We start from the raw sequence: 21,634 nt of genomic DNA, 5'->3' as shown, positions 1-21,634 counted from the left end.
TCGAATGATGTAGGGATCATTTCCGTTTGTTAGAGATAATGACGGTAAGATGGTTCTCTATACGCATTTAGAAAGAAGCGATAATTTAAATAACGAATATAATTTTAACTAAACTAGGGATTTTCAAATATGGCTAAAGAAAATTTTGACCGTTCAAAACCCCACGTGAATATTGGTACAATCGGTCACGTTGACCACGGTAAAACTACTTTAACTGCGGCAATATCTAAAGTATTGTCAGACAAAGGACTTGCTGATAACAGAGATTTCTCTTCAATCGATAACGCTCCTGAAGAAAAAGAAAGAGGTATTACAATTAATACTTCACACATTGAGTATGCTACTGCTAACCGTCACTATGCTCACGTTGACTGTCCTGGTCACGCTGACTATGTGAAGAACATGGTTACTGGTGCTGCCCAAATGGACGGTGCTATCATCGTAGTGGCTGCTACAGACGGTCCTATGCCTCAAACTAGAGAGCACATCTTGCTTTCTCGTCAGGTAGGTGTACCTGCTCTTGTGGTATTCATGAACAAAGTTGACTTAGTAGATGATCCTGAGTTATTAGAACTTGTTGAAATGGAAATCAGAGAGTTACTTTCTGATTATGATTTCCCTGGTGATGATATTCCTGTAATCCAAGGTTCAGCTCTTGGTGCTCTTAACGGAGAAGCTGAGTGGGTTGCTAAAGTAGAAGAATTGATGGATGCAGTTGATAGCTATATCCCTCTTCCTGAGCGTCTTATCGACAAGGATTTCTTAATGCCTGTTGAAGACGTATTCTCTATCACTGGTCGTGGTACTGTGGCTACTGGTAGAATTGAAAGAGGTGTTATTAACTCTGGAGATCCTGTTGATATTCTTGGTATGGGTGCTGAAGGACTTAAGTCTACAGTTACTGGTGTTGAGATGTTCAGAAAAATATTAGATAGAGGTGAGGCTGGTGATAACGTTGGTCTTCTTCTTAGAGGTATTGAAAAAACTGACATTAAGAGAGGTATGGTAATCTGTAAGCCAGGTTCTGTAACTCCTCATAAAAAGTTCAAGGCAGAGGTTTACGTTCTTTCTAAAGAAGAAGGTGGTCGTCACACTCCTTTCTTTAACAAATACAGACCTCAGTTCTACTTAAGAACTACTGACGTTACTGGTGAGATCATGCTTCCAGAAGGCGTTGAAATGGTTATGCCTGGTGATAACGTATCTATCGTTGTTGAATTGATCAACACTGTAGCTATGGAAAAAGGACTTAGATTCGCTATCAGAGAAGGTGGTAGAACAGTAGGTTCTGGTCAGGTAACTGAAATCATAGAATAATATAAAGATATTCTACATAAAGCGTTTCGATTTTTATCGGAACGCTTTTATTTTCTTAAATTTTCTATTACCTTTGCAAACCATTTTGAGGTCGGATTACGAAGAGTCGAGTTTTAGACTGAAGTACTAAAGCCCAAAATGAGGTAAAAGTAAAGAAATAAACGGGTGTAGCTCAATTGGTAGAGTAGTGGTCTCCAAAACCATTGGCTGGGAGTTCGAGTCTCTCCACCCGTGCAAAACATTAAAAAGTAAGCCAGATGCAAAAGTTAAAATCTTTTATTCTTGAGTCGTATGACGAAATGAAAAACAAGGTTACATGGCCTAAGTATAGTGAACTACAAAATAGTTCTATATTAGTACTTGTAGCATCTTTTATCTTTGCGTTATTGATAGGCTTAATGGATTACGTTTTCCAAACCGGAATGGACTTTTTTTACGACCAATTTTAATCAGACTAGATAATGAGTGATCTTAAATGGTATGTGGTTAGAGTTGTAAGTGGTCAAGAAAAGAAAGTTAAAGCTTATCTTGAAACTGAAGTAGAGCGTGAGAAATTAACTGATTTCGTTCCTCAAGTATTAATCCCTTCAGAGAAGGTTTATGAAATGAGGAATGGTAAGAAAAGGGTAAGAGAAAGAAATTTCTTCCCTGGATATGTTCTCGTATCTGCAGATTTAAGTAATGGAGAAGCTAATCACTTGGTAACTAGTGTGCCTGGAGTGATTGGATTTTTGGGAAATAACGGTACAGGATCTTCTAAAGACCCTGTTCCCTTGCGTCAATCAGAAGTGAATAGGATCTTAGGTAAGGTAGATGAGATTGACGAGTTTGAGGAGAAATTAGAAACACCATACATAGTCGGCGAATCTGTAAAAGTAATGGATGGTCCATTCAGTGGTTTTACAGGTACTGTTGAAGAGGTTTTTGAAGAAAGAAGGAAACTTAATGTAATGGTAAAAATATTTGGCAGGAACACACCTGTTGAATTGAACTATATGCAAGTAGAAAAATTAGATTAAGATAATGGCTAAGGAAATTAGTGGATACTTGAAATTGCAGATAAGAGGTGGCCAGGCTAACCCATCACCTCCAGTTGGTCCTGCATTAGGTTCTAAGGGTCTCAATATCATGGACTTCTGCAAGCAGTTTAATGCTAGAACACAAGAAAAACAAGGACAGGTGTTACCTGTTTTGGTAACGATCTATAGCGATAAGTCATTCGACTTCGTAGTAAAAACCCCTCCTGCGGCAGTATTGCTTTTAGAAGCTGCCAAAAAGAAAAAAGGATCAGCCGAGTCAAACAGGACTAAGATCGGTAGTGTAACTTGGGAACAAGTGCAAACTATTGCCGAAACTAAAATGCCTGATTTGAATGCTTTTGAGGTTGAGTCAGCTATGAGAATGGTAGCAGGAACGGCTAGAAGTATGGGAATAAAAGTAACTGGAACAGCTCCTTGGAGTTAAAATAAAAGCACAATGGCAAAACTGACAAAAAATCAGAAAGCAGCTCGCGAAAAAGTAGACTCTACTAAAGAATATGCTTTAGATGAGGCTTCAAATCTGGTGAAAGAAATTTCTTACACTAAATTTGATTCTTCAGTAGATCTAGATATCCGTTTAGGTGTAGATCCTAAAAAAGCTGATCAAATGGTGCGTGGGGTTGTTACATTGCCTCATGGTACTGGTAAAGATTTAAGCGTTCTTGTTTTATGTACTCCTGATAAAGAGCAAGAAGCAAAAGACGCTGGCGCAGATTACGTAGGACTTGATGATTATATCAAGAAAATTGAAGGTGGATGGACTGATGTGGATGTTATCATTACCATGCCTACCGTAATGGCTAAAGTGGGTAGATTAGGTCGTGTTTTAGGTCCAAGAGGTTTAATGCCTAACCCTAAATCAGGTACTGTAACTTTAGAAGTGGGTAAAGCTGTTCAGGATATAAAAGCTGGTAAGATTGATTTCAAAGTTGATAAGTTTGGAATTATCCACGTAAGTGTTGGTAAAACATCTTTCTCACCTGAGAAGATCACTGAAAATATTCAGGAGATGTTACAAACAGTTGCCAAGTTAAAGCCTGCTTCTGCAAAAGGAACTTATTTTAGAACAATTAACATTTCTTCTACGATGAGTCCTTCGATAACTATTGACAAACAATCAATTTCAGGATTAAAATCATGACAAGGCAAGAAAAATCAGAAATTATAGATTCTCTTACTGAAAAGTTCAATAAGAACCCTCACTTCTATATCACTGATGCATCAGGTCTATCTGTTGCTCAGGTAAACGCTTTCAGACGCATTTGTTTCGATAAAGGAGTGGAGTACGGAGTATACAAAAATTCTTTGATCAAGAAAGCTTTAGAAAACATAGAAGGTGACTTCGAAGGTTTGAATGAAAGCCTGAAGGGATTCTCTGGGATTTTGTTTTCAGAAGAGGTGGCAAATTTGCCAGGTAAAGTACTTACTGAATATAGAAAAAAACAAGGTGTTGCAAAACCTTCGTTAAAGGCTGCTTCCGTAGATAGAGATTTCTTCTTCGGTGAAGAAAATCTTAAAACTTTGAGCGAGCTTAAATCTAAGCAAGAGCTCATCGGCGAGGTTATTGGTTTACTTCAATCTCCTGCTAAGAATGTTGTTTCTGCGCTTCAAAGTGGAAAGAATATACTTGGAGGTTTAGTAAAAACATTATCTGAGCGAGAAAATTAATTAAATTAAAAAGAATAATTGACTAAATAAGAATAAAATGGCAGACGTTAAAGCACTTGGAGATCAACTAGTTGAACTTACAGTAAAAGAAGTTAATGAACTAGCAGAGTACCTTAAAGAAGAGCATGGTATCGAACCTGCTGCTGCTGCAGCTGTTGCAGTTGCTGCACCTGCTGGCGGTGAAGGTGGCGATGCTGGAGCTGAGCAAACTGAATTTGATGTAATCCTTAAATCACCAGGTGGAGCTAAATTAGCTATCGTGAAATTGGTGAAGGAATTAACTGGATTAGGTCTTAAAGAAGCTAAAGAAATCGTAGATAGCGCTCCTAAAGCTATCAAAGAAGGCGTGTCTAAGGACGAAGCTGAAGGTCTTAAAAAGCAGCTTGAAGAAGCTGGGGCTGAGGTTGAGTTGAAATAAGCCTTGGCGACATACAATAGGTCGTCTAACAAAAAGTTAGACCCCGGTATTAATCGGGGTCTTTTGCTGTTTGTAGCTACTTTACATTCAACATACATTAAGGCTTAAGAATCATTAGATTCGGTGGCCATTTACAAAATCTTGTAATTTAAATTTTAAAAGCTTTGGCTAGTAAAAAAGAAAACGCAAGAATCAGTTTTTCTTCCATTAAGAAGATTATAGATTATCCTGATTTCCTTGATATACAATTACAATCCTTTAAGGACTTTTTTCAGCTAGAAACACCTGCCGAAAAAAGGGAACAGGAGGGATTATTCAAAGTTTTTTCTGAGAACTTTCCCATTACTGATTCCAGAGAAAATTTTGAGTTGGAGTTTATCGACTATATAGTTGATCCTCCTAAATACTCTGTTGATGAGTGTATCGATAGAGGGCTTACGTACTCTGTGCCCTTAAAGGCTAAATTAAAGCTTACCTGTAATGATGAGGATCATGAAGATTTTGAGACCATCGAACAGGAAGTATTCTTGGGGAACATCCCTTATATGACCAAAAAAGGTTCTTTTGTTATTAATGGAGCTGAAAGGGTTATAGTTTCTCAGTTACACAGGTCCCCTGGTGTGTTCTTTGCCCAAAGTAAACATACTAATGGTACAAAGCTTTATTCTGCAAGAATTATCCCTTTCAAAGGGTCATGGATAGAATTCGCTACCGATGTAAACAACGTGATGTATGCTTACATTGATAGAAAGAAAAAATTCCCTGTTACTACTTTGCTCCGTGCAATAGGTTATGGTACAGATAAAGATATATTAGATCTGTTTGGTCTTTCTGAAGAAGTTAAAGCTACTAAGAAAGATCTAAAAGATGCTGAAGGAAGAAGACTTGCTGCAAGGGTACTTAAAACCTGGACAGAAGACTTCGTAGATGAAGATACTGGAGAAGTGGTTTCTATAGATCGTAATGAAGTGTTGCTCGAAAGAGATCACGTTCTTACTGATGAAGACATAGAAACAATTGTAGATTCAGGATCTAAGTCAATAATTCTGCATAGAGAGGATGTAAACGTTACAGATTTTACTATCATCTTCAACACGCTTGCTAAAGATAATTCTAACTCTGAAAAAGAAGCGGTTGAACAGATTTATAGACAATTAAGAAATACTGAAGCTCCTGATGAGCAAACTGCTAGAGATATTATTCAAAGTCTATTCTTTAGTGAGAAGCGTTATGATTTAGGAGAAGTAGGTAGATATAGAATAAATAAAAAGTTAGGTCTTGATATTGACTCTGAGCAAAGAGTACTTACCACTGAGGATATTATACTTATTGTAAAATATCTTATTGGTTTAATTAACTCTAAAGCTGTAGTTGATGATATAGATCACTTAAGTAATAGAAGAGTAAGAACTGTTGGTGAGCAGTTATATACTCAGTTCGGTGTAGGTCTTGCCAGAATGGCCAGAACTATTAAAGAACGTATGAACGTTAGAGATAACGAAGATTTCAAACCTGTGGACTTGATTAATGCAAGAACACTTTCTTCAGTTATTAACTCGTTCTTCGGTACTAACCAGTTGTCTCAATTTATGGACCAGACCAACCCGCTTGCTGAGGTTACTCACAAGAGAAGAATGTCTGCTTTAGGTCCTGGTGGTCTATCAAGAGAAAGAGCTGGTTTTGAGGTTCGTGACGTTCACTATACTCACTACGGACGTTTATGTACTATTGAAACACCTGAAGGTCCTAACATTGGTCTTATTTCTTCTTTATGTGTTCATGCTAAAGTGAATAACATGGGATTCATTGAAACTCCTTATAGGGAAGTAAATGAAGGAAAAGTAGATATGACTGGTGATGTGAAATATCTTACTGCTGAAGAAGAAGATACTCACAATATCGCTCAGGCAAATGCACCTCTGAAAGAGACTGGTGACTTTGTTAATGAGAGAGTAAAAGCAAGATTTGAAGGTGACTTCCCTGTGGTTGAACCCGCAGAAGTTAGATACATGGACGTTGCTCCTAACCAGATTGTGTCAGTGGCGGCATCTATGATTCCTTTCTTGGAGCATGATGATGCTAACCGTGCATTGATGGGATCAAACATGCAGCGTCAGGCTGTTCCATTATTGAAGCCTGAAGCTCCTATTGTTGGTACTGGTTTGGAAGGACGTATTGCTATTGACTCTAGATCTTTGGTATTGGCTGAAGGTGATGGTGTGGTTGACTTTGTTGATGCTAAGAAAATTGTTGTTAGATATGATATGACTGATGATGATCTTCTTGTAAGCTTTGATGAAGATACTAAAACATATAACCTGATTAAGTTTAGAAGAACTAACCAGGATACTTGTATTAACCTTACTCCAATAGTTAAAAAAGGAGAGAGAGTACTTAAAGGACAGCCTTTAGTTGAGGGTTATGCCACACAAGGAGGAGAGCTTGCTTTAGGTAGAAACCTGAGAGTGGCTTACATGCCTTGGCAAGGGTATAACTTTGAGGATGCTATTGTAATCTCTGAGAAAGTGGTAAGAGATGATATTTATACATCTATCCACATTGATGAGTATGAGCTTGAAGTTAGAGACACTAAGCGTGGAGAGGAAGAGTTGACCTCTGAAATTCCTAACGTTAGTGAAGAAGCTGTAAGGCATTTAGATGAAAATGGTATCATTAGAGTTGGAGCTGAAGTAAAAGAAGGCGATATTCTAATTGGTAAAATTACTCCTAAAGGGGAAACAGATCCTACTCCGGAAGAAAAGCTTTTAAGAGCTATATTCGGAGATAAAGCTGGTGATGTTAAAGATGCTTCTCTTAAAGCTTCACCTTCATTAAGAGGTGTGGTAATTGATACTAAGCTTTTCTCTAGACCTAAGAAGGATAAAGAGTTAAGAGCCAAAGCTAAGAAAGAAGTTGAAATTCTTAAGAGTAAATACAGTAAAGAACTTCTTGGGTTAAGAGCTCAAATGATCGAAAAATTGACTACTTTATTGGATGGACAAACCAGCCAGGGAGTAAGACATAAATTTGGAGATGAGCTAATTAGCAAAGGAGTTAAGTTTTCTGGAAAAAATATAGAGCACAATCTATTCCCAGAGAAAAACATTTATAAGGATGAAAGTACTTATAATGTTCCTGAGGAAGTTAACTTGGTTTCAGATGTAATCCTTGATAACTGGACTACAGATGAAAGAGTTAATGATATTGTGTTCAAACTTGTGAAGAGTTATAACATCAAGAGAAATGAGATCGCTGGAGAATTTAAGCGTGAAAGATTTACTCTTGAGGTTGGTGATGAATTACCTGCAGGTATTGTTCAGCTGGCTAAAGTTTATATTGCTAAGAAGCGTAAACTTAAAGTAGGTGATAAAATGGCAGGTAGACACGGTAATAAAGGGGTTGTTGCTAAGATCGTGAGAGATGAGGATATGCCATTCCTTGAAAACGGAACGCCTGTAGACATTTGTTTGAACCCTCTTGGTGTACCATCAAGGATGAACTTGGGTCAGATTTATGAAACTGTTTTAGGCTGGGCCGGGTTAGAGTTAGGTAGACGTTATGCTACGCCAATTTTTGATGGTGCTTCTATGGAAGAAGTAGCTGCAGAACTTAGCGAAGCAGGATTACCTGACTATGGTAGAGCATATTTGTATGATGGTCTCACAGGAGAGCGATTTGATCAACCAGTAACAGTAGGTATAGCTTATATGCTTAAACTGGGTCACTTGGTAGATGATAAAATGCACGCTAGATCTATCGGACCTTACTCACTTATTACTCAGCAGCCATTGGGAGGTAAAGCCCAGTTTGGTGGTCAGAGATTTGGTGAGATGGAGGTTTGGGCACTTGAAGCATTCGGTGCATCAAACGTGTTGCAAGAGATTCTTACCATCAAGTCGGATGATGTTATTGGTAGAGCGAAGGCATATGAGGCTATTGTTAAAGGTGAAAACATGAAGAAGCCAAATATACCTGAGTCATTCAACGTACTAGTACACGAGCTTCGTGGATTAGCGTTGGAAATCACTTTAGACTAATATAAAAATTACATGTGTTCAAGAGGTGAAAACCTCTTGAACATTGACATCAAATATTCAAATTATGTCATTCAGAAAGAATAAAAAGCTAAACCTCGACTTTTCCAAGGTTACTATCAGTTTGGCATCACCTGAGTCTATTTTAGAGAGCTCTCATGGTGAAGTTACTCAACCTGAAACAATTAACTACAGAACTTATAAGCCTGAAATGGGTGGATTGTTCTGTGAGCGTATTTTCGGGCCTGTGAAAGACTGGGAGTGTCATTGTGGAAAATACAAGAGGATACGATATAAAGGTATAATTTGTGACAGATGTGGTGTTGAAGTTACTGAGAAGAAGGTAAGAAGAGAAAGAATGGGACATATTGAATTGGTTGTCCCTGTAGCTCACATCTGGTATTTCAAGTCGTTGCCAAATAAAATTGGTTACTTATTAGGATTACCTACTAAGAAGCTGGATCAAATCATTTACTATGAAAGATATGTGGTTATTCAACCAGGTGTCAAAGAGGAAGATGGTATAGCTAAAATGGATTTCCTTACTGAGGATGAATATCTGGATATTCTGGATAAAATGCCTCGTGAGAATCAATTGTTAGACGATGATGATCCAAATAAATTTATTGCCAAAATGGGAGCTGAGGCTCTTGAAATGTTATTGGCAAGAACTGAGTTAGACACTCTTTCTTATGAGTTAAGACATCAGGCTGCAACTGATACTTCACAGCAAAGAAAAGCGGAAGCTTTAAAAAGACTTAAAGTTGTTGAAGCATTCAGAGAAGCAAAAACAAGAATTGAAAATCGCCCTGAATGGATGGTGATCAGAATGGTGCCGGTTATTCCGCCAGAACTTAGGCCTTTAGTTCCTTTGGATGGTGGTAGATTCGCTACCTCTGATTTGAATGATCTTTACAGAAGGGTAATTATCAGGAACAATCGTCTGAAGAGACTAATTGATATTAAAGCACCGGAAGTAATTCTTAGAAATGAGAAAAGGATGCTTCAGGAAGCTGTGGATTCACTGTTTGATAACTCCAGAAAAGTGAATGCTGTAAGATCAGATGGAAACAGAGCTTTAAAATCTTTAAGTGATATGCTTAAAGGTAAGCAAGGTCGTTTCCGTCAAAACTTATTGGGTAAAAGGGTAGATTATTCAGGTCGTTCTGTAATTGTAGTAGGTCCTGAGTTAAAACTGCACGAATGTGGTTTACCTAAAGATATGGCGGCAGAATTATTCAAGCCGTTTATTATCCGTAAGTTGATCGAAAGAGGCATTGTTAAAACAGTAAAATCTGCTAAGAAGATAGTAGATAGAAAAGATCCTGTAGTATGGGATATCCTTGAAAACGTGTTGAAAGGACATCCGGTATTGCTTAACAGGGCTCCTACACTTCACAGATTAGGTATTCAAGCTTTTCAACCTAAGCTTATAGAAGGTAAAGCGATCCAGCTACACCCATTAGTATGTACAGCATTCAACGCTGACTTTGATGGTGACCAGATGGCCGTTCACGTACCTCTAGGTCAGGAAGCTGTTTTGGAGGCTTCATTGTTGATGCTTTCATCACATAATATCCTAAACCCTGCTAACGGAGCACCTATTACTGTACCTTCTCAGGATATGGTACTTGGTCTTTACTATGTAACTAAGGGAAGAAGAGGAACTGAAGATAATCCTGTGCTAGGAGAAAACATGAGTTTCTACAGCGCTGAAGAGGTTATCATTGCGATAAACGAGAAGAGGCTTTCTAAGCACGCGTATATTAAGGTGAGAACTAAAGTTCGTAATGAAAAAGGCGAGCTTGAAAATACTTTACTGGAAACAGTAGCAGGTAGAGTTCTTGTAAACCAACACGTGCCAGAAGAAGTAGGCTTTGTAAACGAACTCTTAACTAAGAAAAAGCTTCAACAGATTATTTCTGATATTTTTAAAGTATCAGGAATGGCAAGAACAGCTCACTTCTTGGATGATATTAAAGAGCTTGGTTTCCAAATGGCTTACAAAGGTGGTCTTTCAATGGGACTTAATGATGTAGCTATTCCAGAAGAAAAAGAGGCGCTTGTAAATCAAGCCAAAGAGGAAGTGGATGCTGTATGGAATAATTACCTAATGGGTCTTATCACTGATAATGAGAGATACAATCAGGTAATTGATATTTGGACCAGGATCAATACTCAGCTTACTAACACATTGATGACTCAGTTGGCTGAAGATGATCAAGGATTCAACTCTATTTATATGATGATGCACTCAGGTGCAAGGGGATCTAGAGAGCAGATTCGTCAGTTAGGTGGAATGAGAGGATTGATGGCTAAGCCACAAAAGAACCTTGCAGGTTCAGTGGGTGCTATTATTGAAAACCCTATTCTTTCTAACTTTAAAGAAGGACTTGATGTAATAGAGTACTTTATTTCTACTCACGGTGCACGTAAAGGTCTTGCCGATACAGCATTGAAAACTGCGGATGCGGGTTACTTAACCAGACGTTTGGTGGATGTGGCTCAGGACGTAGTAATCACTGAGGATGATTGTGGTACTTTAAGAGGTCTGACTGTAGCTGCACTTAAAGATAATGAGGATATTGTAGAGGCATTATCAGAGAGAATCTTAGGTAGAGTATCTGTTCATGATATCTATGATCCTGTAACAGATGAGTTAATCTGTGAATCAGGTGATGAGATCACTGAAGAGATCGCTAAGACTATTGACGAAAGTAATATAGAAGAAGTAGAGATCAGATCACTACTTACTTGTGAAACTAAGCAAGGTGGTTGTGCCAAATGCTATGGCCGTAACCTGGCTACAGGTAGGATGGTACATGCTGGTGAAGCTGTGGGTGTAATAGCAGCACAGTCAATCGGTGAACCTGGTACTCAGCTTACACTTAGAACTTTCCACGTTGGGGGTACTGCTTCTAACATTGCAGTAGATGCAAACATCAAAGCTAAATTTGATGGTGTTATCGAGTTCGAAGGAGTTAGAACTATCAAAACCACTGATAAAGAAGGTGAGAAGATAGAAGTAATCATGGGACGTACTGGTGAGATCAAAGTGGTTGACGAGAAGAAAGGAACAGTACTGATGACCAACTATGTGCCTTATGGAGCTTTCTTGAAAGTGAAAGAAGGTCAAAAGGTTGAAAAAGGTGATGAGCTTGTATTCTGGGATCCTTATAACGCGGTTATTCTTTCTGAGTTTGATGGTACTATTGAATTCGAATCTATTATAGAAGGAATTACTTATAAAGAAGAATCTGATGAGCAAACTGGTCACAGAGAAAAAGTAATTACTGATACTAAAGATAAAACTAAGAACCCTGCCATTAGAATTAATGGTAAGAACGATGGTAAATCTTATAACATACCTGTAGGAGCCCACTTAGCTGTGGACGATGGAGATAAAATCAAAGCGGGACAAATTCTTGCTAAGATTCCAAGAACTATGGGTAAATCAAGAGATATTACAGGGGGTCTTCCTAGAGTTACAGAATTGTTTGAAGCAAGAAACCCTTCAAACCCAGCTGTAGTTTCTGAGATAGATGGTGTAGTAACTTACGGAGGTATCAAACGTGGTAACAGAGAAATCTTCATCGAGTCTAAGGATGGTATTAAGAAGAGATATTTGGTATCACTATCTAAACACATACTTGTACAGGATAATGACTTTGTAAAAGCAGGTTATCCATTATCTGATGGAGCAATTACTCCAGCTGATATCTTGGCTATTAAAGGACCAACAGCAGTACAAGAGTATTTAGTGAATGAGATTCAGGAAGTTTACCGTCTGCAAGGTGTGAAGATAAACGATAAGCACATTGAGGCTATCGTAAGTCAGATGATGCAGAAAGTGCAGATTCTTGATTCAGGAGATACCAGTTTCTTGACTAATGAGATAGTTGATAAGTTTGTATTTGGAGAAGAAAATGACTTAGTACTTGATAAGAAAGTAGTTACCAATGCCGGTGATTCTGAAAACTTCAAGCCAGGTCAGATTGTAACTCCTAGAGAACTTAGAGATGAGAACTCTACATTGAAGCGTAAAGATTTGAAACTTGTACAGGTTAGAGAAGCTATGCCAGCGGTATCTAAGCCAACATTACAAGGTATCACTCAGGCTTCATTGAAAACAGAAAGTTTCTTATCAGCAGCATCATTCCAGGAGACAACTAAAGTATTGAGTGAAGCGGCAATTAGAGGTAAAGCAGATCACCTGTTAGGTTTGAAAGAAAACGTAATTGTAGGACACTTAATTCCTGCAGGAACAGGTCAGAGATCTTTCAAAGATGTAATTGTAGGTTCACAAGAGGAGTATGATGGTTTGGTAGCTTCTAACGAAGAAGCCAAGCAAAAGGAACTTCAGAACAACTAATTAGAAATGGCTGACGATAATAAAGAAAAGAAAGATAATCCTAATCAGATCAATATAGAGCTTTCAGAAGAAACAGCTGAAGGTGTATATGCTAATCTGGCGATGATTGCTCACTCTAATAGTGAGTTTGTAATAGACTTTATTCGTCTTATGCCAGGAGTACAAAAGGCCAAGGTTAAATCCAGGATCGTGATTACTCCAGAGCATGCCAAACGTTTACTAAATGCCTTGAATGATAATATTCAAAGATATGAAGATACGTTCGGCCCTATAAAAAAGACTGAAGAGGCACCTAAGTTTCCCTTGAATTTCGGGGGAACGGTAGGCGAAGCCTGATAAGCTTTATAAAAGGATATTCAAAACAAGACTTTCTTCACAAAAAGCGGGAAAGTCTTGTTTATAATTGATAATTAATTTATTTAAACTATTTGAATAATTGGACTGTTTTTTTTACCTTTGCAGTCCGAATTTTAAAAAAGGTATAAAACTAAAGATTATATAATGCCTACTATTCAACAATTGGTAAGAAAGGGGAGAAAGAAATTGGTGTCCAAATCGAAGTCACCAGCTCTTGATTCGTGTCCACAGAGAAGAGGAGTATGTACAAGGGTATATACAACTACCCCAAAGAAGCCGAATTCGGCTATGAGAAAAGTAGCAAGGGTTAGACTTACTAATGGTAAGGAAGTTAACGCTTACATTCCTGGTGAAGGTCACAATCTACAAGAGCACTCTATCGTGCTTATTAGAGGTGGTAGAGTAAAAGATTTACCAGGTGTTAGGTATCACATTATTCGTGGTGCGCTGGATACAGCCGGAGTAAATGGTAGGCTGCAAAGAAGATCAAAGTACGGTGCTAAAAGGCCAAAAAAATAAATCAGTAGAATAGAATGAGAAAAGCTAAACCAAAGAAAAGGTATATTCTGCCAGATCCTAAGTTTCAAGATACACTTGTTACCAGGTTTGTAAACTACCTAATGGTGGATGGCAAAAAAAGTATTGCTTATAACATTTTTTATGAAGCTATAGAGCAAGTAGAAAATAAGACTGGTGAAAATGGTCTTGAAACCTGGAAGAAAGCATTGAATAACATCATGCCTTCTGTAGAGGTGAAGAGTAGAAGAGTCGGAGGTGCAACTTTTCAAGTTCCTATGGAAGTGCGTCCTGATAGAAAGATTACTCTAGGTATTAAGTGGATGATTCGTTACTCTAGATTAAGAGGTGAAAAAACCATGCGAGATAGACTTGCTGGTGAAATTATTTCTGCCTCTAAGGGTGAAGGAGCAGCTGTGAAAAAGAAAGATGATACTCACAGAATGGCTGAAGCAAATAAAGCATTTTCACACTTTAGATTTTAATATCTTTTAAAATGGCAAGAGATCTTAGATTAACAAGAAACATAGGTATCGCTGCACACATCGATGCTGGTAAAACAACAACTACAGAACGTATTCTTTATTATACTGGTGTAAGCCACAAAATCGGTGAAGTTCACGACGGTGCAGCTACCATGGACTGGATGGAGCAGGAGCAGGAAAGAGGTATTACAATTACTTCAGCTGCGACTACTGTATTTTGGCCTTATAACGGAGAGCAGTATCACATTAACATTATAGATACTCCAGGACACGTTGACTTTACAGTAGAGGTAAACAGATCATTAAGAGTATTAGATGGTCTTGTGTTCCTTTTTAGTGCTGTTGATGGTGTAGAGCCTCAGTCAGAAACTAACTGGAGATTAGCTGATAACTACAAAGTGGCTAGAATCGGTTTCGTTAATAAAATGGACCGTGATGGAGCAGACTTCTTGAATGTATGTAAGCAAGTGAAGGAGATGTTAGGAACTAAGGCTGTGCCTTTACAGTTGCCTATCGGAGCTGAAGCTGGATTCAAAGGAGTTGTAGACTTAGTGGAAATGAAAGCTATGGTTTGGAATGATGAAGACCTTGGTATGACATTTAGCGAGGTAGAGATTCCAGCCGACATGAAAGAAGAAGTAGACAGTTACAGAGAGCACCTATTGGAGGCCGTAGCTGAATACGACGAAACTTTGATGGAAAAATATTTTGAAGATCCTGAATCTATAACTAGAGACGAAGTAATAGCTGCTTTAAGAAAAGCTACTATTGATTTAGCTTTCGTTCCTATGCTTTGTGGATCAGCTTTCAAAAACAAAGGTGTTCAAACAATGCTTAACTATGTAATGGAACTTTTACCGTCTCCATTAGATAGAGATAACATCGTTGGTACTGATCCTGATACTGAAGAAAAAATATCAAGAAGACCATCTACAGAAGCTCCTTTTAGTGCACTTGCATTTAAGATCGCTACTGACCCATTTGTTGGTAGACTTTGCTTTGTACGTTCTTATTCTGGATTATTAGATTCAGGTTCTTATGTATTCAATACAAGAACAAATAAGAAAGAGCGTATCTCTCGTATTTTCCAAATGCATGCTAATAAGCAAAATCAAATTGAGAAATTACACGCTGGAGATATTGCTGCCGTAGTAGGATTTAAAGATATCAAAACCGGAGATACTCTTTGTGACGAAGGTAATAAGATCGTTCTAGAGTCAATGGTATTCCCTGAGCCAGTAATTGGTTATGCTATCGAGCCTAAAACTCAGGCCGATGTTGATAAAATGGGTATGGCTATCGCTAAGTTGGTAGAGGAAGATCCTACATTACAAGTAAACACTGATGAAGAAACAGGTCAAACTATCCTAAGAGGAATGGGAGAGCTTCACCTTGACATCATCATGGATCGTCTGAAAAGAGAATTTAAAGTAGAGGTTAACCAAGGTGCTCCTCAGGTAGCATACAAAGAAGACATTACTACTTTAGTTGATCATAAGGAAGTATATAAGAAGCAGTCTGGTGGTAAAGGTAAGTTTGCGGATATCGTATTCAAACTTAGCCCGGCTGATCCTGATGAAGATGGTAATATCAAACCAGGTTTACAATTTGTAAACAGTATTACTGGTGGTGTTATCCCTAAAGAATTTATCCCAGCTGTTCAAAAAGGATTTGAGCAAGCGATGGTAAATGGACCTTTGGCAGGATATCCTATCGAAGCAATGAAAGTTGAATTATACCATGGTAGCTTCCATGATGTGGATTCAGATGCATTGTCTTTTGAATTAGCAGCAAGATTAGGTTTCAAAGCTGCAGCTAAAAAAGCTGGACCTCAATTGCTAGAACCTGTAATGAAAGTTGAAGTTGTAACTCCTGAAGAGTACATGGGATCTGTTACTGGTGACTTGAACAAGAGAAGAGGTTTGATGAGAGGTATGGATACTAAAGGTAATTCACAAGTAATTAAAGCTGATGTTCCATTGTCTGAATTATTCGGATATGTAACTGATTTAAGAACTATTACTTCTGGTAGAGCAACTGCATCATTAACATTCTCTCATTACGATCCAGTTCCTAAGAACTTGGCAGAAAAGGTAATTGAAGAGGTAAAAGGAGCGGCCGTTAATTAATAAAGTTATGAATCAAAAAATTAGAATAAAATTAAAGTCATACGATCATAATTTGGTTGATAAATCTTCTGAGAAGATCGTAAGAGCGGTAAAAACTACCGGAGCTGTAGTAAGTGGACCTATTCCTCTTCCTACAATAAAGGAGAAGTTTACTGTGTTGAGATCACCTCACGTTAATAAGAAATCAAGAGAGCAGTTTCAACTATGTACTTACAAAAGACTAGTTGATATCTACTCTAACAGTACTAAGACTGTTGATGCATTAATGAAATTAGAATTACCTAGTGGAGTTGATGTTGAGATCAAAGTCTAACTGTAAAGAATAATATATTAAAGCCCTACTTACTTTGTGAGTAGGGCTTTTTTTATGCTGAAAATCATGTTTTAATTCAATCTATACTACTTAGTTTACCTTTTATGAGTTGATGAATTGACGATTATTTCATGTATTTTAGCAGGGTTGAACCCAAAAATGAATAAATATGCCTGATATTTTATATGATGAGGTGCCATCGTTAGATTTAAATGATTTTAGGAATGGTACTGAAGCTCAACGTAAGCAGTTTGTAGAAGATTTAGGTAACGCTTACAATAACATTGGATTTGTGGCTATTAAGGGACATTATCTAACTGATGAAATGTCTGAAAACTTATACAGCAGCATAAAACAATTTTTTGCCTTGACTGATGACGTTAAGCAGAAATATGAAATTGAGGGCTTAGCAGGACAACGCGGTTATGTGGGGAAAGGAAAGGAGCATGCTAAGGGAAGAAAAACCGGTGACCTAAAGGAATTTTTCCATATTGGTCAAGAGGTAACTGATGGAGATCCTATAAAAGAAGAGTATCCTGATAATGTAGCCGTGAAGGAGTTGCCTGAATTTTTGGAAATAGGCCTGGAAGTTTACGAGCGACTTGAAAGAACTGGAGTGGAAATGCTTCGTGCTATTGCTTTATATCTAGGGCTTGAGGAAAACTATTTTGACGATAAGGTGAAGAACGGAAACAGTATTTTAAGACCTATTCATTACTTTCCTATAGAAAACCCTGAAGAAGTTCCTGAAGATGCTGTAAGAGCAGCAGAACATGGTGATATCAATTTAATCACCTTGCTCATGGGAGCAAGTGCTGATGGCTTACAAGTTCTAAGGAGAGATGGCGAATGGATTCCGATTACTGCTTTACCCGAACAGTTGGTAGTTAATGTAGGGGATATGCTCGAGAGGCTTACTAATAAGAAATTGAAATCTACTATTCATAGAGTGGTTAACCCGCCCAAGGATCAAATGAAAAGTAGTCGTTTTTCTATTCCATTCTTCATGCACCCGCGTTCTGATATGGATTTGACATGTTTAGATAATTGTATTGATGCTGATCACCCTAAGCAATTTGATGACATTACTGCTGGAGAATTTCTAAATCAGCGATTAGCGGAAATAGGCTTAAAGAAGTAAAAGAGGCTTTGTTCAAGCGAGTTCGATATTTGATATTCCTTCGGGATGTATTAGTTTTGGCTGTGAGTGCATTTGGAGGTCCACAGGCGCATATCGCTATTATGTTTGATCTGATGGTCAAGAAGAGGGGATATCTCACAGAAGAGGACTTAATAGAGCTTAATGCCTTGTGTCAGATTCTTCCGGGACCTACTTCTACACAGACTGTAACGGCAATTGGTTTTAAAATAGGAGGGCCCAATCTGGCCTACCTTACTTTGCTGGTTTGGATGATACCAGCAGTAACTATTATGACTATTGCGGGTATTACCATCTCTCAGTTGGAGTCTACCGAATTTACTCGTTTTATCCAGCCTATGGCCGTGGGCTTTGTCGCATACGCGGGGTTGAAGATTTCTCATAAAGTTGTAAAAACCAAGACATCGGCGGTGCTATGGTTGTTGGCATTAACGGGTTCATTAACCTTTGGGTCGGGCTCGCCGTTTGCCTTCCCTATTATGTTGATAATAGGAGGAGCTTTCACTGCTTTAAAATATAAGGCTCAACCTATTGAGGAAAAGAAAGGAATAAATATACGCTGGGCAAATTTTATTTTATGGGCTGGCTTCTTTGTGTTTATTGCTGTATTAGGTCACTTCACTAGATATAGGCCTATTCTGCTTTTAGAGAATTTTTATCGTAATGGTAGTTTGATTTTTGGGGGTGGACAAGTGCTTATTCCTTTTCTATATGGTGAGTTTGTTGAGTTCAAGCATTACCTAACCTCTCAAGAATTCTTATCTGGTTATGCTTTAGTGCAGTCTGTTCCTGGGCCTGTATTTTCATTTTGTTCTTATATAGGAGCGTTGTCTATGAAGGAGTATGGGGTAGGTGGGCAAGTACTTGGTGCAATAGCTGCCTCTGCTGGTATCTTCTTACCTGGTACCTTTCTTATATTCTTTGTTATTCGCTTCTGGGAGAGCTTAAAGAAATATCGTATAGTCAAGGCCTCTCTTGAAGGAATTAATGCTGCTAGTGCGGGTATGGTGGTGTCTGCCGCTGTTTTAATGTTTTTACCTTTGGAGATGAATTTATTAAATATATCCGTTACGGTTTGCACCTTCGCGCTTTTGCTGTTCACTAAGATTCCTCCTCCAGTAATTATTCTTGCCGGTCTGGTTATAGGGTTTATCTTCTAATAATCAATCTTCCTTAAGTTTTCGATATACAGTATCAGATATTAATATAATAGGCCTCCCTTGATAATTACATAAATCAAAACAAGATATAAAAGCTGGACTGATTAAGTCCAGCTTTTTTTGTTATAAATCTGAACACCTTCCGCTTTAGCGTCTTCGAAAAGTGCAAAATCGTGAGTGGTTTTATTAATAAATCTGAAGGAATATCGATTTAGAATAGTATAGACACACCGATCCCTAAGGCTTTTCTGATTTAGGTTTAGGCGGCCTGAAGTAGTGGTATGTTTTCTGATTTCTTTTTGCTCATCTTAACAGCATTGGCCATCATAACGGCAAAGAATACATGTATCATTTCTCGTTTTTCTCCCTTAACCTTGATTTTATTCAGGCCGTAAGCCGTTTTATGGGTACCAAAACTTCCCTCCATCACGGTTGCTCTCTGGTTAGAGATGAGGCTTCTGAGTTTGCTTTCCTCAGGTTTGTTTATCTTGGGGCCTTTCTTTGGAAAGCAAGTGAACACTTTCCTTACTGTTAAATACTTTCTGTTGGCATTAGTGGCATAAATGCGATCTGCCCCCAGCTGATGAAGGGAGCCAAATATCGATCTATGTTTTAAACTACTTATTTTTAGTCTGGTACTTTCATTGAATGCCCTGAACTCCATGGCATCAATAAAGCAGATGCCGTCAACCTGAAGCATGTGGGCTTTCATTCCAAACTCAACCCTTTTAGTTTCTTTGCCTCGTACGATAGGCCTGACATAAGGTCTGGGAAGCGATACTATCCTGTTTTTCAATTCTTTAGCTGGATGATGCTGCAAGAATTGCTGTTGCCCAAGTACCTTCTGTATTGTTTTTAGGTATGCTCGCTCTTGAAAGTGAAGCTGTATTTGTGGGTTTTCATTGAGTAAGTACTGCAGCTGTCCAAGCCCTTTGGACAGTAGATATATCAATGCCTTTTTACGCTTGCGTCCAGCTTTGTATGTCTTTTTTCGACTACGATCGTAAGACATCTGCTTGCGTTTTTGATCTATATATTTGGAGCGAGGCCGTTTTACACCTAATATTTTACTCCATCTGTAAAGCTGTTTTTCAAACACCCATTGACAGCTTTCCCAAAGTAGTTTTACATCGGTAGGAAAACGAATATAACTTTCATAGCAAGTGGCATCCATTAAGAGAACATGCGTATTATTCATATCTCTTTTCCAATGATGAATGAGTACTTCCTGAAGTTGTTGCCAATCAGTATTATCAGCCATATACGTCCTGATTCTACTTAAAATGGCCTTATCCTTAATTCTTTGGTTATCATCCAACAATTTATTGCAAAAAAGCTGAAGGCTCCAGTCAGTATTAAATCGTTCTATTAACTTCTCGTCACTCAGGTTTAAATAAGATTTTAGAAACATTAGACCAAACATGCCTTGGGCCGAAAACCAGCGGGGTGCGCCTGGGCCTCTATTTTCCTTTGGCAAACATTCTGAAAGTTGACTCCAAGGAATAGTATTATAAACTTTCCCCAAGGTGCTATTCTTGAATAAGTACCATTTTGGAGTTAAGTAATCTTGCGGTTGGAAAAGCTCTTGATCTCTCATATATTGCAGTGTTAATTGTGATTAGGCACTACAATTTAACAAATCAAAAACCCCCGAAAAAAGCTTTATATAGCTAATTTCGGGGTTTTATTTTATGCTTTAATACTGATAAGTAACTGTATTTCAGTGTTTTTTATTTAAAAGGGAGGCCCTATAATACTTATCTGGCTAGGAATAACTAGGCTTAACGCGCTACAGTAGTTTCTGTATTGATATTTAGATCAGAGGTTAGCTTTTACTGCATTTATTTGAGCATGCTTGGGTACAGGCTCGAATAGTAGAATAAGCTATGTAAGGATGGGAAGGGTATAAAAAAAGCCCGATGACTATCGGGCTCTTGTATTTTTTAACCTAACTTAAATGTGATAGGTAGAATAATTCTTTGTTTAACAGGCTTACCTCTTTGCTTTGGAGGACTCCACTTAGGTGCACTTTTAATCACCCTTACAGCTTCTTCGTCACAACCAGCTCCGATACCTTTTACAGCCTGAACGTCAGTTAAAGTTCCGTCGGTATCTACTACGAACTGAACGAATACTTTACCTTCAATACCCATTCTTCTTGCTTGAGCTGGGTATTTTAACTTGTCAGCTACAAATTTGTAGAATGCTGGGTATCCTCCAGGAGGTGTAGCAGGGTCTTCTACTATTTGGAAGATCTCTTCAGCTACCTCTTCTTCAGGAGCTTCTTCAACGATGATGTCTTCAATTACTTCTTCTTCGGTAATTTCCACATCAAGGTCAACTTCAATTTCTTCTTCGATTTCCTCCTCATCAGGAACCTCTATAATTTCAGGTTGCTGAACTTTTGGTGGCGGTGGCGGCGGCTGCTCTGTTGGTGGTATTTCCAACAAGTCTTCAAAATCGTCTTGGACTTGAGCGGTTTCTACTTGTGCGCCTTCGTCATAGTTTTTGAATTCAAAAGCAAAAACTACAAGACACATGGCAAGCAGCAGACCTATCTGGAAGAAAAGCCCAGATTTTCCTCTCAAGTCGGCTTTTTTACTCTTTTTAGCTTCCATTATTAGTTGTATCTACTCTTTTTCGTGTTAAAAATTTAATGAGTGTAT

At 38.2% G+C, this 21,634-nt stretch carries 18 protein-coding genes and 1 tRNA gene; 17 read left to right on the top strand and 2 right to left on the bottom strand.

Annotated elements, in window-relative coordinates:
• The first annotated feature begins 129 nt into the window (after positions 1-129).
• From tuf to chrA, 17 genes are all read left to right on the top strand, one after another.
• Complete coding sequence (gene tuf / locus LVD15_RS04910) at positions 130-1,317, top strand: elongation factor Tu (RefSeq protein ID WP_233779193.1); 1,188 nt, start codon at positions 130-132, stop codon at positions 1,315-1,317.
• Positions 1,318-1,478: 161 nt separating this feature from the next.
• Positions 1,479-1,551 (top strand) — tRNA-Trp (locus tag LVD15_RS04905).
• A gap of 23 nt (positions 1,552-1,574) precedes the next feature.
• On the top strand, positions 1,575-1,766 hold the full coding sequence (gene secE, locus LVD15_RS04900) for a preprotein translocase subunit SecE (RefSeq protein ID WP_233779192.1): 192 nt from the start codon (positions 1,575-1,577) through the stop codon (positions 1,764-1,766).
• A gap of 12 nt (positions 1,767-1,778) precedes the next feature.
• Positions 1,779-2,336 (top strand): transcription termination/antitermination protein NusG, encoded by a 558-nt coding sequence (gene nusG / locus LVD15_RS04895; protein WP_202242112.1) that lies wholly within the window; start codon positions 1,779-1,781, stop codon positions 2,334-2,336.
• A 4-nt stretch (positions 2,337-2,340) separates the two neighbouring features.
• Positions 2,341-2,781: a 50S ribosomal protein L11 gene (gene rplK, locus LVD15_RS04890; protein ID WP_202242113.1), complete on the top strand. Its 441-nt coding sequence runs from the start codon at positions 2,341-2,343 to the stop codon at positions 2,779-2,781.
• Between the two features lie 12 nt (positions 2,782-2,793).
• Positions 2,794-3,498 (top strand): 50S ribosomal protein L1, encoded by a 705-nt coding sequence (gene rplA, locus LVD15_RS04885; protein ID WP_233779191.1) that lies wholly within the window; start codon positions 2,794-2,796, stop codon positions 3,496-3,498.
• Positions 3,495-4,025, top strand: coding sequence for a 50S ribosomal protein L10 (gene rplJ, locus LVD15_RS04880; protein ID WP_233779190.1), 531 nt, complete (start codon positions 3,495-3,497; stop codon positions 4,023-4,025). Before rplA ends, rplJ begins: the two co-directional genes overlap by 4 nt.
• Before the next feature lie 37 nt (positions 4,026-4,062).
• Positions 4,063-4,443, top strand: coding sequence for a 50S ribosomal protein L7/L12 (gene rplL, locus LVD15_RS04875; RefSeq protein ID WP_233779189.1), 381 nt, complete (start codon positions 4,063-4,065; stop codon positions 4,441-4,443).
• Between the two features lie 164 nt (positions 4,444-4,607).
• The gene (gene rpoB, locus LVD15_RS04870; RefSeq protein WP_233779188.1) at positions 4,608-8,480 is read left to right on the top strand and encodes a DNA-directed RNA polymerase subunit beta; all 3,873 of its coding nucleotides are present in this window, start codon (positions 4,608-4,610) and stop codon (positions 8,478-8,480) included.
• Between the two features lie 64 nt (positions 8,481-8,544).
• Entirely contained in the window at positions 8,545-12,849 is a 4,305-nt protein-coding gene (rpoC, locus tag LVD15_RS04865; RefSeq protein ID WP_233779187.1) for a DNA-directed RNA polymerase subunit beta', read from the top strand.
• Between the two features lie 6 nt (positions 12,850-12,855).
• Positions 12,856-13,185, top strand: a complete 330-nt coding sequence (locus LVD15_RS04860; RefSeq protein WP_202242119.1) for a DUF3467 domain-containing protein — start codon at positions 12,856-12,858, stop codon at positions 13,183-13,185.
• Between the two features lie 165 nt (positions 13,186-13,350).
• A complete protein-coding gene (rpsL, locus tag LVD15_RS04855) occupies positions 13,351-13,725 on the top strand; it encodes a 30S ribosomal protein S12 (RefSeq protein WP_202242120.1) in 375 nt (124 codons plus the stop codon).
• Between the two features lie 14 nt (positions 13,726-13,739).
• Entirely contained in the window at positions 13,740-14,207 is a 468-nt protein-coding gene (gene rpsG, locus LVD15_RS04850) for a 30S ribosomal protein S7 (protein WP_233779186.1), read from the top strand.
• 11 nt (positions 14,208-14,218) lie between these two features.
• The gene (gene fusA, locus LVD15_RS04845) at positions 14,219-16,336 is read left to right on the top strand and encodes an elongation factor G (protein ID WP_233779185.1); all 2,118 of its coding nucleotides are present in this window, start codon (positions 14,219-14,221) and stop codon (positions 16,334-16,336) included.
• A 7-nt stretch (positions 16,337-16,343) separates the two neighbouring features.
• A complete protein-coding gene (gene rpsJ / locus LVD15_RS04840) occupies positions 16,344-16,649 on the top strand; it encodes a 30S ribosomal protein S10 (RefSeq protein WP_009581876.1) in 306 nt (101 codons plus the stop codon).
• A 169-nt stretch (positions 16,650-16,818) separates the two neighbouring features.
• On the top strand, positions 16,819-17,790 hold the full coding sequence (locus LVD15_RS04835) for an isopenicillin N synthase family dioxygenase (RefSeq protein WP_233779184.1): 972 nt from the start codon (positions 16,819-16,821) through the stop codon (positions 17,788-17,790).
• 8 nt (positions 17,791-17,798) lie between these two features.
• Positions 17,799-18,968 carry a chromate efflux transporter gene (gene chrA / locus LVD15_RS04830; protein WP_233779183.1) on the top strand — a complete coding sequence of 390 codons (1,170 nt, stop codon included), beginning with the start codon at positions 17,799-17,801 and terminating at the stop codon, positions 18,966-18,968.
• 259 nt (positions 18,969-19,227) lie between these two features.
• Here the strand turns inward: chrA and LVD15_RS04825 are convergent, their stop codons facing one another.
• Positions 19,228-20,565, bottom strand: coding sequence for a transposase (locus tag LVD15_RS04825; RefSeq protein WP_233778216.1), 1,338 nt, complete (start codon positions 20,563-20,565; stop codon positions 19,228-19,230).
• A gap of 346 nt (positions 20,566-20,911) precedes the next feature.
• A complete protein-coding gene (locus LVD15_RS04820; protein WP_233779182.1) occupies positions 20,912-21,586 on the bottom strand; it encodes an energy transducer TonB in 675 nt (224 codons plus the stop codon).
• Between the last annotated feature and the right edge of the window lie 48 nt (positions 21,587-21,634).

This window comes from Fulvivirga maritima, assembly GCF_021389955.1.
Lineage (GTDB): Bacteria > Bacteroidota > Bacteroidia > Cytophagales > Cyclobacteriaceae > Fulvivirga > Fulvivirga maritima.
The sequence above is the reverse complement of the archived record's forward strand: the minus strand, read 5'-3'. Positions and strand labels throughout refer to the sequence as shown.